Below are 12,987 nucleotides of genomic sequence, written 5' to 3'. Positions count from 1 at the left end.
ACGAACAATCCTGCGGTTTCACGGCGATTTAATCCAAGCCGGAGACTTCTCGCCAGACGCGCCCCCGCAAGCGGGCCGCAGATGTGCCAAATCTGCCGATTCCCCGGCGATCGCGCTGCTCCGCAGGCGACAGGGCCGCCGGCCCGTGGTAGCTAGAAGACCTGGTCCGGGCGCAGGGGGCGTCGTCCGGGTCTCGTTCTGAGTAATCTGGTCCACGGGTCGCAACACCGCATGCCCAACCCTCTTGCCTTTCTGATGCTGGCGCTCTGGCCGATCTTCACGGTCGTGCTGTTCCGCCGCCTGCCGCCCGACCGGGCTCTGATCGCCGCGCTTCTGGCGGGCTACCTGATCCTGCCTGAGCCGCCGGCGGCTTTCGATCTGCCGATGTTCCCGCCGCTGACAAAGCACAATATCCCCGCGCTCGCCGCCTTTGCCTTCTGCCTCTGGCGGTACGGGCTGCAGGGCGGGCTGCTGCCGCGTTCGCTGCCGGGCAAGGTGCTGCTGATCACCTATGTGCTCTCTCCCGCGCTGACCGCGGTGACCAACACCGAGCCGGTGTTCTACGGCGAGATCGGACTGCCGGGGCTCTCGATCAAGGACGCGGTGGCGCTGGTGCTGCAACAGGTCCTGCTGGTCCTGCCCTTCCTGCTCGCGCGGCAGTTCCTGGCGCAGGGGGGCTCGCAAAGACATCTGCTGGTGGCGCTGATCTGGGGCGGGCTGCTCTACACGCTGCCGATGCTGGTCGAGATGCGGCTCTCGCCGCAGCTCAACCGCTGGGTCTACGGATACTACCAGCACCTCTTTGGCCAGTCGATCCGCGCCGACGGCTACCGGCCGGTGGTCTTTCTCTACCACGGGCTCTGGGTCGCCTTCTTCCTGATGACCGCCACGGTCTCGGCCTGGGCGCTCTGGCGAACCGAACGCAACACGAAGATGCTGCTGGTGGCACTCTGGCTGACGCTGATCCTCGTGCTGGCGAAATCGCTGGGCGCGCTGATCTTCGCGGTGGTGCTGATCCCGGTTGTGCTGCTTCTGACCCGCATGGGGCAGATCCGCGTGGCAATCCTCATCGGGCTGGTGGCGATCACCTACCCGGTGCTCAAGGGCACGCATCTGGTGCCCGAGGACCGCATCCTTGCCGAGGCCGCCAAGATCGACCCCGAGCGCGCCTACTCGCTCGAGTTCCGTTTCGAGAACGAGAACACGCTGCTCGACCGCGCCTACGAGAAGCCGGTCTTTGGCTGGGGCAGCTGGGGGCGCAACCACATCCTCGATCCGGTCACCGGCAATATCCTGACGGTGACCGACGGGCGCTGGATCATCGTCATCGGCGTCTACGGCTGGGTCGGCTTCCTCGCCGAGTTCGGGCTGATCCTCTTGCCGCTGTTGCTGCTTTGGCGCGAAAGCACCGCGCGCGACCGGGCCGAGGTCTCGCCCTTCATCGCGCCGCTTTCGCTGCTGCTGGCCATCAACTTGTCGGACATGGTGCCCAATGCCACGCTCACCCCGCTGACCTGGCTCGTGGCGGGCGCACTGACCGGCTATGCCGAGGCGTTGAAGTCGGCGCGGTTGACGCGGGTCGAGCGCGACCGCCCGGAGGCGCTAAAATGGCAATCGATCCTCTGAGCCCCGGAGGTCCGCAGCCATGAGCCGCAAGCCCCGCATCCTTGCCATCGCCGAGGCCGCCAACCCCGAATGGGTCTCGGTGCCGCTGGTGGGCTGGTCGCTGGCGTCGGCTTTGCGCGCGGTGGCCGAGGTCCACATCGTCACCCAGATACGCAACCGCGACGCCTTCCTGCGCGCCGGAATGGCCGAAGGGCAGGACTTCACCGCCATCGATTCCGAAGCCTTTGCGCGCCCGATGTGGAAGCTCGCCGAACGGCTGCGCATGGGCGATGGCAAGGGCTGGACCATGGTGCAGGCGATCAACGCACTGAGTTACCCCTACTTCGAGCGCTTGGTCTGGCAGCGTTTCGGCGCCGGGATCCGGGCGAAGGAATGGGACGCGGTGCACCGCATTACGCCGCTCAGCCCCACGGTCGCCTCGCCGCTGGCCCGCCATTGCGCGCGTGCGGGCGTGCCCTTCGTGCTCGGCCCACTGAACGGCGGTGTGCCGTGGCCAACTGGCTTCGACGCCGAGCGCCTGCGCGAGAGAGAATGGCTGAGCTACCTGCGCGGGGCCTACAAAGCCCTGCCAGGGCGGGAATCGACCCTGCGCCACGCCAGCGCGATCCTCGCCGGCTCGCGCCATACGGCCTCCGAGATCCCCTCCCGATATCGGGAAAAGCTGCTTTACCTGCCCGAGAACGCCATTGACCCCGCCCGGTTCAACAAACGGGCGATGCCCGAGCCCGGCCACCTGCGCGCCGCCTTCGTCGGGCGGCTCGTGCCTTACAAGGGGCCGGACATGCTGCTCGAGGCCGCCGCCCCGCTGCTCCGAGATGGGCGCCTGAAACTCGAGATGGTCGGCGACGGGCCTATGCGCGCGTCCCTCGAGGCGCAGGCAACGGCGCTTGGCGTCACCCATGGCGTCACCTTCCACGGCTGGCTCGATCACCGGGCGGTTCAGGATGTGCTCTGTCGCTGCCACCTGCTGAGCTTCCCGTCGATCCGCGAGTTTGGCGGCGGCGTTGTGCTCGAGGCCATGGCGCTTGGCGTGGTGCCGATGATCGTCGATTATGCCGGCCCCGCCGAGCTGGTCACCAAGGGCACCGGCTTCAAGCTGCCCTGCACCGACCGCGCCGGGATCGTCGCCGCCTTCGGCGCTGCGCTGGAGCGGCTCGCCGCCGACCCTTCGCCCCTGCCCGCCATGGCGCAAGCGGCGCGGCGGCACGTTCGCGCGCAGTTCACCTGGCCGCGCAAGGCCGCGCAGCTGGCCGAGGTCTACGACTGGATCGCCCGGGGCCAGCCCGGCGCGCCTCCGCAGCTGCTGCGGGACAGCCAGGGCGGAGGCGATGCATCGGCCACTTGAGATTTCCCCAAACCGCTCGCAGTTTCGCAACACTTCCGAGGCTACCCTTCCCGCGCCCGCCTTTGCCTTGCGATGCTGCCGTCCGCCTTCCTATAGTCGAGGAAGGGCGCACGCCTCGGCGCAGGCCGCTTCTGCCCCTGTCGGGGTCGTTCCATATCGAGTTCGCGTCATGTTGAGATCCGGTCCGGTCATGCCCCCCTGCGTCCCATCCCACAGCGGCTGCCCCGGCCATGCGTGACCCGGCCCCCCCGCGCGATCCGGCCTTTGCCCCCATGCCCTACCGCCCCGACATCGACGGGCTTCGGGCGGTGGCGGTGCTCTCGGTGGTGCTGTACCACTTCGGTCTGCCCTGGCTCGGCGGCGGCTTCACAGGGGTCGACGTCTTTTTCGTCATCTCCGGCTTCCTGATCGGCGGCATCCTCTGGCGCGAGTACGAGGCCGAGGGGCGCATCCGCCTGGGGGCCTTTTACCTGCGCCGCTTCCGCCGGCTCGCCCCGGCCTTCTTCAGCATGGCGCTGCTGACCGCGGCGCTGAGCGCGGCATTGCTCCTGCCCTTCGAATTCCGCGAGTTCGGCAAGTCGCTGGTCGCCGCAACGGTGTATCTGTCGAACGTGCTGTTCTACCGGCAGTCGGGATATTTCGACACCGGCGCAGAGCTGAAACCGCTGCTGCACACATGGTCGCTGGCGGTGGAGGAGCAGTTCTACCTCTTCCTGCCGCTGCTCATCGTGGCCTTGTCGCGCAACCGCAGCCTGCTGCTCATGGCGCTCGTTGCGATCTGGGGCGGCTCGCTCGGGTCCAGCGTGCTCGCCACGCCGAGCCGCCCGGACGCGGCCTTCTTCCTCTTTCCGTTCCGCGCCTGGGAGCTGCTGTCGGGGGTGCTGCTGGCGATCTGGGGGCTGGAGACCGGACGCGTCTGGCGCGGACATCCGGCGCTGAGTTGGGCCGGGCTGGCGCTGGTGCTCGGCTCTGTGCTGCTGATCCCGGCAGGCCCGCTCTTCCCGGGTCTTCTGGCCCTTGCCCCGGTGCTCGGCGCGGTGCTGCTGATCGGAAGCGGCACCGGTGACAGCCCGGTGAACCGGGCGCTCTCGCATCCGTTCGCGCTGTTCTTTGGGCGCATCTCCTATTCGCTCTATCTCTGGCACTGGCCGGTGCTGTGCCTGTCGCTCTACCTGCGCGGCAGCTACGCCAGCCCCGTGGAAGCGCTGTGCTGGATGGCGCTCTCGGTGGCTCTGGCCTGGCTGTCGTGGCGTTTCGTCGAAACCCCGATGCGCCGCGCCCGCCTGCCGGGGATCGTCGTCCTTGGGGGCACGGCGCTGGCCTCGGCGGCAACGCTGGCGGTGGGCGCCTGGCTCTATCTCGGCGACGGTCTCGCGGGGCGCTTCGGCCCAATGGTGCGCCCGCATATCGCCGCCTCTGCCGACTTTCTTCAGGACTGGAGCCGCTGCACCACCGCCGCGAGCGGCCCGCTGATGGGGATCGAGACCTGCCCGATCGGCCCCGAGGGCACGCCGCAGGTGCTGGTCTGGGGCGACAGCCACGTCCGCGCCTTCAAGGAGGGGCTCGATCTCGCCGCCCACGAGGCCGGTGTGCCCGGCCTCATCATCTGGCGCGCCGGCTGTCCACCGCTCTTCGGTTTGCGCAAGACCGAGAGCGCCGCCACCCCCGCGCAGGACCGCGCCTGCACCCAGGCCAACCTGCAGATCCGCCAGGCGCTTCCTGCCATGACCGACCTCCAGCGAATCGCCCTGATCGGGCGCTGGACCTATTACGCCCATGGCGCGGGCGTCGGGCTTGACGCGGGCAACACCATCCAGCTCTTCCCCACCGACGCGCCGACACCGGCCGACGCGCCGCAATCGCAGATCGTTGCCGAGGCCGCCCGCACCACCGTCGCCGAGCTTCGCGCCGATGGGCCCGAGGTCATCGCCCTGCGCCAGCCCCCCGAGATCGCCAACTACGACAGCCGCCGTGCCGCACGCGAGGCCGCCCACGCCGGCTGGCCACTGGCCCCGGCGCCGGTCACCGATCCCGACATGCCCCGAGGCACCCTCGCGCAGCGCGTGACCGAGGCCGAGGCGCCCTGGCGCGCCATGGCCGAGACGGGTGAGATCAGCTTCATCGACAGCTGGCCGCGGTTCTGCGATGCCGAGGCGTGCCACGCGCTGCAGGGATCCGAAGGCTGGTACTTCGACAACAACCACATCACCAACACCGCCGCCCGCGCGCTGCGCGACCTCTTCGTCCCGATCTTCGGCACCAAGGTGGCCGGACTGTGACCCACCCGCTGAGCGACACCTGCTGGGACGTCATCGTCATTGGCACCGGCATCGGCGGCGGCACGATCGGTCGCGCGCTGGCCGAGGCCGGGCAAAAGGTGCTTTTCCTCGAACGCGGCCCCGCCGGTCAGCGTGCCGCGCGCAATGGGCTTTCAGAGGTCTTCGTGCCCGAGGCCCGACTGGCCCGCGGGCTCTGGCCCGAGCCCCTGCACGCACGGGTAAACGGGACCGAGAGCTCCTTCTACGCCCCGCTCGGCGCCGGGCCGGGCGGCTCCTCGGTCTTCTACGCCGCCACGCTCGAGCGGCCCGAGCGGCACGATCTCGACGAGCTGCCCGGCCTGCCCCATCCCGCGGGTGGCTGGCCGGTGGGCTATGACGCGCTGCGCCCTTGGTATGACCGCGCCGCCGAGCTCTACCGCGTTCATGGCACCCCCGACCCGCTCTCGCCCGAGCCCGCGCCGCCCCTGCGCAGCCCGCCACCGCTCACCGCCACCGAAACCGCGCTGATGCAGGCGCTCAAGGCGAACGGCCTGCACCCCTACCACGCCCATACGGCCATCGACCGCACGCCGGACTGCCTCAACTGCCTCGGCAGCAAGTGCCCCCGGACCTGCAAGATGGACGGGCGCTCCGCCGGGGTGGAGCCCGCGCTGGCCACCGGCAACGCGATGCTGCTTGACCGCGCCGAGGCAACCCGGCTGCTCGGCCGTGAGGATAAAGTAGAGGGTGTCGAGGTCCGCCGCGACGGCGAGACCCATGTGTTCCGCGCCGCAACCTACGTGCTTGCCGCCGGGGCGCTCAACTCGCCGCGCCTGCTGCTCGCCTCGGCCTGCGATGCCTGGCCGGAGGGCGCCGCCAACGGCTCTGGCCTCGTCGGCCGCAACCTGATGTTCCACCTCAACGAGATGTTCGCGCTCTGGCCGCCGCGCGGGACGCCCGACCTCGGCGCAACCAAGGCGATCTCGCTGCGTGATCTCTACCACGCGGAAGGGACCCGCATGGGCACGGTGCAGGCCATGGGCATCCGCGCGTCCTATGGCGAGATCACCTTTTACCTCAATCGCATGCTGGCCCGATCGCGCCTGCGCCACCTGCCAGGCCTGGCGCAGCTCACCCGCCTGCCCGCCGCCGCCGCGGCAAAGCTCTTCGGCCATGCGCAGATCTTCGTCGGCCTGCTCGAGGATCTGCCCTACCCCGAAAACCGCGTCACCTACGACCCGGCGCAGCCACACCGGCTGTCGGTCGACTACACGCTGCATCCCGAGCTGCTGCAGCGCCGCCGTGCCTTCCGCAAGGCGATCTCGCGCGCCCTGAGGGGCCAGCGCCGCATGTTTCTCGGCCGCGCCCCCGAGCTGAATTTCGGCCACCCCTCGGGCACGCTGCGCTTCGGCATCGACCCCCGGAGCTCGGTGCTCGACCCGGACTGCCGCGCCCACGGGCTGCGCAACTTGCGGGTGGCGGATGCGTCCTTCATGCCAAGTTCGATGGGGGTGAACCCCAGCCTGACCATCGCCGCCAATGCCCTGCGCGTGGCCGATTCCCTCCTCAAGGAGCGCAGATGACCCAGCTCACCCCCGCGAGCGGCATCGCCGTCGTCACCGGCGCGGGCTCCGGCCTTGGCCGCGCCATGGCGATCGAGCTGACGAAACGCGGCTTCAGCGTCGCCGGCCTCGGCCGCCGCCGCGCCGCGCTGGAAGAGACCCGCGCCAAGGCCGAGCCGGGGCGCTTCCACCTCTACCCCACCGATGTCGCCGCGCCGCAGGAGGTCGCCGAGACTTTCGCGCGCATAAGGGCCGAGCACGGGCGCATCGCGCTTCTGATCAACAACGCCGCGACCTACCCGCGCCGCGACATCCTCGACGAGAGCGCCGAAAGCTTCCTGCGGACCGTCGCCACCAACCTCGGCGGCACCGTCGCCTGCTGCCGCGCCGCGCTCGATGGCATGGTCGAGGACGGGCACGGGCGCATTCTCAACGTCGCCACCTTCGCCGACGTCGCGCCGCTGCCCGCCTCGTCCGCCTATTCCGTCTCGAAGGGCGCCGCGCGGATCTTCACCCGCGCGCTGATCGCGGATCTGGCGGACCGCTTCCCCGAGATCGTCATCACCGACTGGATGCCGGGAATGCTGCGCACGCAGATGGGCATTCCGGACGGGGTACAGCCCGAACGGGCCGCACGGTGGGGCGTGGCGCTGGCGCTCGATGCCGATCCGGCGCTCACCGGGGCGACATTCGAGATGGACCGGGAGATCCTGCCGCAGCTTGGCCTGAAGGGCAGGCTCAAGAACCTGCTGATGATGCGCCGACGCAGACCACGGCGGATCTCACCTTAGGGGCGAAGCGTGAAGAAACGTAGCAGCAGCGCCCGCGCCGATTGCGCCGGCAGGATTGACAGGCAGCGCAGGTAGCGCAGCCCCAGCCGCCCCGGGCTGTTCGCCGCGCGCCACAGCCATTCCAGCGCCAGCTTGCGCGTCCATGCCGGCGCGCGCTGCTGGGTACCGGCAAGGAAATCCAGCCCCGCGCCGATCCCGGCAAAGCCCACGTTCGGCGCCAGCTTGCGCCCGACCGCGGCAAACATCTCCTGCTTGGGCGCGCCGAGCGCGACAAAGCACAGCCCCGCCCCGGAGGCGGTGATCTCGTCGAAAACCGGCAGCGCCTCGGCCCCCTCGGGATCGAAGCCCATGGGCGGAGCGATCAGGCACACCACGCTCAGGTCGCGGACCTCGCGTTCGAGGTAACTGCGCGCGCGCGACAGCGCCGCGGGCGTGCTGCCGACCAGCGCCACGCCGATGCCTTGCTTCGCCGCGATGCGCGCCAGCGGCAGGATCGCGTCGGAGCCGGGAATCAGCTCTACCGGCCGTCCTGCGAGCCGCGAGAGCCAGACGATGGGATTGCCATCGGCGACGACAAGATCCTGCGCCGCATAGGCGGCCCGGAACTTCGCCGAGCGGCTCAGTTTGACCAGATGGTCGAGGTTGATGGTTGCCAGCGCAAAGCCTTGCCTCTGGGCGAGTCGCTCGGTCACACGCGCCTGCAACGCGGCCCAGGTGGGCACGCTGATGGCGACGCGCTGGCCGCCAACCCGAAATTCCATGCGCGGATACATCGGCGCGCGACATCCTTATTTCGCCCCGTCGGGGAATGTGGCGCATGGCCCCGGGCGATCCTAGCAGGCCGGGGCGATTTGCCCATGACCGTGGCCGCCGTGCCGCAGTCGCGAGACAAATGCACCGCGATCCAAGCAATGCGCCGAAGAGACCTGCGCAGCGCCGAAATTCCGTCAAAGTTCTCTGCTGAATGGCGTCCCGGAGGCGCCTCCCGAAATGCGCATCCAGTTTTTGCACGACCCGTAGTCAGGTACCCCGATGAACGCCCTTCGCCTCCCTCGCACCGCGCGCGCCTGCAGCGCGCTCCGCTGCGGTACGGGCCTCCGATGACCGGCACCATCGCCCTGCTTGGCTGCGGGTTCGTCGCCGATCTCTACCTGCGCTCGCTGCAGGCGATGCAGGGCATCGCCGTCCATGCCGTCCACGACCGCGACGCCGCCCGCCTGTCGCGTTTCTGCGGCCATTGGCAGCTGCGTGCCGAGCCCGATCTCGAGGCGTTCATCGCTGGCCTGCCCCAGGGCTGCGTGGTGCTCAACCTGACGAACCCCGCCGAGCACTACGCGCTGAACCTCCGGCTGCTCGAGGCGGGGCACCACGTCTATTGCGAGAAACCTCTCGCCATGGAAGTTGGGCAGGCCAAGGCGCTGCACGCGCTGGCCTTGAAAAAGGGCCTGCTGCTCGCCTCCGCCCCCTGCTCGGTGCTGGGCGAGGCGGCGCAGACGCTGGGGCACGCGCTGCGCCATGGCACCGCAGGCACGCCGCGCGCGATCTACGCCGAGCTCGACGACGGCTTCATTCCCCAGGCGCCCTACGCCCGCTGGCACAGCGAGACCGGCGCGCCCTGGCCCTATGAGGACGAGTTCGCAACCGGCTGCACGCTGGAACATGCGGGCTATTACCTCACCTGGCTGATGTCGTGGTTCGGCACCGTCCGCAAGGTGGTCGCCGCCTCGGCCGAAGTGCTGCCGGACAAGCCCGGGCTGACAGCTTCCGCCCCGGACCTCTCTGTTGCCACGCTCTTCTTCGAGAACGGACCGGTCACGCGGCTCACCTGCTCGATCGTCGCCAGCCACGGCCATGGCATCCGCATCTTCGGCGACAAGGGCGTGCTGAGCTGCGAGGCCTCTTGGGACAACGATGCCAAGGTGCGCTTCGCAAGGCGCCGCACGCTGCGCCGGCGGCTGATCGAGAGCCCCTTCCCCCGCCGCCTCCGGCTGCCACACCCAACCCATCCCAAGGTGAAACGCTGGGGCGCCGCTGCGATGAACTTCATGCTCGGCCCCGCCGAAATGCTGGAGTCCCTGCGCGAGCGCCGCCCCTGCCGCCTGTCTTCGGAGTTTGCCTTGCACCTGACCGAGGTCACGCTGGCGATCCAGAACGCCGGCGAGGACAGCGGCCCGCAGGTGATGACCACCCGCTGCGATTCCATGGAGCCGATGCCATGGGCGAAGTGACTGGAAAAATGACCGACGCAGCGATCGACGATGGGACCGGCCAAACCCGTATCCTGCTGACCGGCGCCACCGGCTTCCTCGGCCGCGCGGTGCTTGCCGAGGCGCGCGCGCAGCGGCTGCAGGTCATCGCGCTCCGCCGCTCCGCCGCGCTGGAAGAGGGCGTTCAAGGCAAGGGCATAAGCTGGTTCGAGGCCGATCTCGCGGACCCCGCCTGCATCCCGCGCCTGCGCGAGGCGGCCTGGGGCTGTTCGGCAGTGATCCATGCCGCGGCGCATCTCGGCTCCGACGAGGCTGCTGTCACCGCGGCCACCGTGGACGGCACCCGCCACCTGCTTGCCGCGCTCGAGGGGCTGCCGCTGCACCTCGTGCTGGTCAGCTCGATCGGCGTCTACGACACGGCCCGGCTCTCCCCCGGAGCCGACGTCACCGAACGGACCCCGCTCGAAACCAGCGCCACGGCCCGCGACCCATATGTCGCCGGAAAGCTCGCGCAGGAAGAGCTCTGCCGCGCCGCTGACCTGCCGCTCTGGATCCTTCGGCCGGGCGTCATATTCGGTGCGGGACGCACGTGGAATGCCCATCTTGGCCCAACGCTCGGCCCGCTGCTGATCCGCGTCGGCACCAAGGGAGACCTGCCGCTCGCCCATGTCTCGCATGTGGCGAAACGCCTGCTGCAGGCCGCCCTGCGCCGCCCCGACGGGGTGCGCGCGGTCAATCTCATCGACCCCGACCGTCCCGACCGCACCCGCTTCCTGCGGGCGCATGCCGCGTCGGGCTGGCCGAAAGCGGTGCTGCCGCTGCCCTGGCCGCTCTGGATGCTGGCCGCGAGGCTGCTGGCGCCGCTGGCCTCGCGCCTGCCCGGCCTGCTGCGCGTGCCGGTGCTCAAGGCACGGATGATGCCGCTGCGCTACCCCGACAAGGGGCTCGTCGCGGCGCTCGGCTCGCTACCGCAGGACCGCTTCGACGCGCTCATGGCCCGCGCCGTGCAGGAGAGCCGCGAATGAGCCTGCCCAAGCTCGCCTATCTTACCGGTGAATACCCCCGCGCCTCGGACACCTTCATTCAGCGCGAGGTCGCCGCCCTGCGCGAGCTCGGCCACGAGGTGCTGACCTGCTCGATCCGCACCACGGGCCCCGAACATCTCGTCGGCCCCGAGCAGCGCGCCGAACACGCGCGGACCTTCAAGGTGCTGGACGCCTGCCGGTCGCCGCTGCGGCTGCTGCGTGCCCATGCCCGGGGGATGCGCCGGCCCGGCCGCTACCTGCGCGCGCTGACACTCGCGTGGCGCAGCGCACCGAAGGGACTCAAGGGGCGCGCCTTCAACCTGATCTACTTTGCCGAGGCCGGGGTGCTGGCCGAAGCGCTGGAGAACGCCGGCGTGCAGCATTTGCACAACCACATCGCCAAGGCGTCCTGCACCGTCGCCATGCTGGCCTCGGAGCTGTCGGGCATCCCTTTCAGCTTCACCATCCACGGGCCTGACATCTTCTTCGAGCCGCAGCACTGGCGCATCGACGAAAAGACCCGCCGGGCCCGCTTTGTCGCCTGCATCAGCGCCTTCTGCCGCGCGCAGCTCATGTGTTTCGCGGGCCGGGCGGACTGGGACAAGCTAAAGATCATCCACTGCGGCATCGAGCCCACGCGCTACGCGCCCTCGCGGCATGAAGGGCAGACCCTGCTCTTCACCGGCCGTCTTGCCGGGGTGAAGGGCGTGCCGGTCCTGCTGCGCGCACTGTCGGCACTCGCACCGCAACACCCGGAGCTGCGTCTGCGCCTCATCGGTGACGGACCCGAACGCGCGGTGCTGGAGGCCATGGCGGCCGAGTTGGGCATCGCCGCGCGCACCGAGTTCCTCGGCTACCGCTCGCAGGCCGAGGTCGCCGAAGCGCTGGCCGAGGCCGACGTCTTCGTCCTGCCGAGCTTCGCCGAGGGCGTGCCCGTGGTGTTGATGGAGGCGATGGTCGCGCAGGTGCCGGTGGTGACCACCCGCATCGCCGGGGTGCCCGAGCTGGTCGAACACGGCGTCAGCGGCCTGCTGGTGCCGCCGGGCGAGGCTGACGCGCTGACCGAGGCGCTGGACGCCCTGCTCGCCGACCCGGACCTGCGCCGCAGCATGGGCGCCGCAGGCCGCGCCAAGGTCGAGGCCCACTTCACCGCGAAGACCGAGGCGGCAAAGCTCTCCGCCCTCTTCTGTGCAACCGAGCCTCGCGCATGACCGCCGTCGACGTCGTTCTCATCGGCCGCAACGAGGGCACCCGGCTGGTCGCCGCGCTGGCCTCGGTGATGGGACAGGCGCGACAGGTGGTCTATGTCGACAGCGGCTCCAGCGACGGCAGCCTCGCCGCGGCGCGCGACGCCGGCGCGAAGGTGGTGGATCTGGACCTGAGCACCCCCTTCACAGCAGCCCGCGCCCGCAACGCGGGTTTCGCGGCGCTCGACGATCCGCAGCTCGTGCAGTTCATCGACGGTGACTGCGCCCTGGTGCCCGGCTGGCTCGACAGCGCCTGCGCCCATATGCGCGCGCACCCGAAGACCGGGCTCGTCACCGGCTGGCGCGCGGAGATCCACCGCGACGCCAGCCTCTACAACCAGCTCTGCGACGTCGAATGGCACCGTCCCGCCGGTGAAATCCAAACCTGCGGCGGCGACATGATGCTGCGCGCCGAAGCCTTCATCGAGGTCGGCGGTTTCGACCCCAGGGTGATCGCCGCCGAGGACGACGAGGTCTGCACCCGCCTGCGCAAGGCCGGCTGGACGCTGGAACGGCTCCCGCTGGAAATGACCCGCCACGACGCCGCCATGCTGCACTTCGGTCAATGGTGGAAACGCGCCGTGCGCACCGGCCATGGCTTCGCGCAGGTCGGCCATTTGCACCCTGACTGCTTCACCACCGAGCGCAAGCGCGCGCTGGTCTATGCACTGCTGCTGCCGCTCTCGATCCTTCTCGGTGCCGCCCTTTTCTGGCCGCTCGCCCTGGCAGCGCTGGCCGCCTACCCGCTCAACTGGATGCGCACGGCGCAGGGCCTGCGCCGCGAGGGGCTGCCAGCCCCCGAGGCGCGCCGCCATGCGCTGCTGCTCACCCTGTCCAAATTTCCCAACCTCATCGGCATGGCCACCTTCCACTGGCGCCGACTGAGACAGGCGCCCATGCGCCTGATCGAGTACAAGTAAGGAGCC

Annotated in this window: 10 protein-coding genes; 9 read left to right on the top strand and 1 reads right to left on the bottom strand. The window is 69.8% G+C overall.

The features are described from left to right. Positions 1 to 231: 231 nt before the first annotated feature. The 5 genes from G0Q01_RS07740 (at position 232) to G0Q01_RS07720 (ending at position 7,582) form a co-directional block, all read left to right on the top strand. A complete protein-coding gene (locus tag G0Q01_RS07740) occupies positions 232 to 1,626 on the top strand; it encodes a hypothetical protein (RefSeq protein ID WP_164213209.1) in 1,395 nt (464 codons plus the stop codon). Positions 1,627 to 1,645: 19 nt separating this feature from the next. Further along, a complete protein-coding gene (locus tag G0Q01_RS07735) occupies positions 1,646 to 2,971 on the top strand; it encodes a glycosyltransferase family 4 protein (RefSeq protein WP_164213208.1) in 1,326 nt (441 codons plus the stop codon). A gap of 230 nt (positions 2,972 to 3,201) precedes the next feature. Beyond that, positions 3,202 to 5,250, top strand: coding sequence for an acyltransferase family protein (locus G0Q01_RS07730; protein ID WP_203594935.1), 2,049 nt, complete (start codon positions 3,202 to 3,204; stop codon positions 5,248 to 5,250). Beyond that, a complete protein-coding gene (locus G0Q01_RS07725) occupies positions 5,247 to 6,812 on the top strand; it encodes a GMC family oxidoreductase (protein WP_164213207.1) in 1,566 nt (521 codons plus the stop codon). Before G0Q01_RS07730 ends, G0Q01_RS07725 begins: the two co-directional genes overlap by 4 nt. Beyond that, positions 6,809 to 7,582: an SDR family oxidoreductase gene (locus tag G0Q01_RS07720; protein WP_164213206.1), complete on the top strand. Its 774-nt coding sequence runs from the start codon at positions 6,809 to 6,811 to the stop codon at positions 7,580 to 7,582. Before G0Q01_RS07725 ends, G0Q01_RS07720 begins: the two co-directional genes overlap by 4 nt. On the opposite strand, the gene G0Q01_RS07715 is transcribed toward G0Q01_RS07720, so the two are convergent. Then, the gene (locus tag G0Q01_RS07715) at positions 7,579 to 8,343 is read right to left on the bottom strand and encodes a WecB/TagA/CpsF family glycosyltransferase (protein WP_164213205.1); all 765 of its coding nucleotides are present in this window, start codon (positions 8,341 to 8,343) and stop codon (positions 7,579 to 7,581) included. The genes G0Q01_RS07720 and G0Q01_RS07715 overlap by 4 nt on opposite strands. Positions 8,344 to 8,682: 339 nt before the next feature. Between G0Q01_RS07715 and G0Q01_RS07710 the strand changes: the two genes are divergently transcribed. The 4 genes from G0Q01_RS07710 to G0Q01_RS07695 are packed head-to-tail and all read left to right on the top strand — an operon-like array spanning position 8,683 to position 12,981. Continuing rightward, positions 8,683 to 9,810 (top strand): Gfo/Idh/MocA family protein, encoded by a 1,128-nt coding sequence (locus tag G0Q01_RS07710; protein WP_164213204.1) that lies wholly within the window; start codon positions 8,683 to 8,685, stop codon positions 9,808 to 9,810. 8 nt (positions 9,811 to 9,818) lie between these two features. After that, complete coding sequence (locus G0Q01_RS07705) at positions 9,819 to 10,814, top strand: NAD(P)-dependent oxidoreductase (protein ID WP_164213203.1); 996 nt, start codon at positions 9,819 to 9,821, stop codon at positions 10,812 to 10,814. Continuing rightward, positions 10,811 to 12,025: a glycosyltransferase gene (locus G0Q01_RS07700; RefSeq protein WP_164213202.1), complete on the top strand. Its 1,215-nt coding sequence runs from the start codon at positions 10,811 to 10,813 to the stop codon at positions 12,023 to 12,025. Before G0Q01_RS07705 ends, G0Q01_RS07700 begins: the two co-directional genes overlap by 4 nt. Then, a complete protein-coding gene (locus G0Q01_RS07695; protein ID WP_164213201.1) occupies positions 12,022 to 12,981 on the top strand; it encodes a glycosyltransferase family 2 protein in 960 nt (319 codons plus the stop codon). Before G0Q01_RS07700 ends, G0Q01_RS07695 begins: the two co-directional genes overlap by 4 nt. Positions 12,982 to 12,987 lie beyond the last annotated feature (6 nt).

Origin of the sequence: Salipiger sp. PrR007, assembly GCF_010499845.1 — a bacterium.
In the GTDB taxonomy this organism is placed as follows: Bacteria; Pseudomonadota; Alphaproteobacteria; order Rhodobacterales; family Rhodobacteraceae; genus Salipiger; species Salipiger pacificus_A.
This window is presented reverse-complemented; position numbering and strand designations above follow the sequence as displayed.

Bases quoted from the DNA above. Each gene is read 5' to 3' on its own strand.
- G0Q01_RS07740 (WP_164213209.1), top strand. From the start codon at position 232: ATGCCCAACCCTCTTGCCTTTCTGATGCTGGCGCTCTGGCCGATCTTC.
- G0Q01_RS07715 (WP_164213205.1), bottom strand. From the start codon at position 8,343: ATGGAATTTCGGGTTGGCGGCCAGCGCGTCGCCATCAGCGTGCCCACC.
- G0Q01_RS07700 (WP_164213202.1), top strand. From the start codon at position 10,811: ATGAGCCTGCCCAAGCTCGCCTATCTTACCGGTGAATACCCCCGCGCC.
- G0Q01_RS07710 (WP_164213204.1), top strand. From the start codon at position 8,683: ATGACCGGCACCATCGCCCTGCTTGGCTGCGGGTTCGTCGCCGATCTC.
- G0Q01_RS07705 (WP_164213203.1), top strand. From the start codon at position 9,819: ATGACCGACGCAGCGATCGACGATGGGACCGGCCAAACCCGTATCCTG.
- G0Q01_RS07730 (WP_203594935.1), top strand. From the start codon at position 3,202: ATGCGTGACCCGGCCCCCCCGCGCGATCCGGCCTTTGCCCCCATGCCC.
- G0Q01_RS07720 (WP_164213206.1), top strand. From the start codon at position 6,809: ATGACCCAGCTCACCCCCGCGAGCGGCATCGCCGTCGTCACCGGCGCG.
- G0Q01_RS07735 (WP_164213208.1), top strand. From the start codon at position 1,646: ATGAGCCGCAAGCCCCGCATCCTTGCCATCGCCGAGGCCGCCAACCCC.
- G0Q01_RS07695 (WP_164213201.1), top strand. From the start codon at position 12,022: ATGACCGCCGTCGACGTCGTTCTCATCGGCCGCAACGAGGGCACCCGG.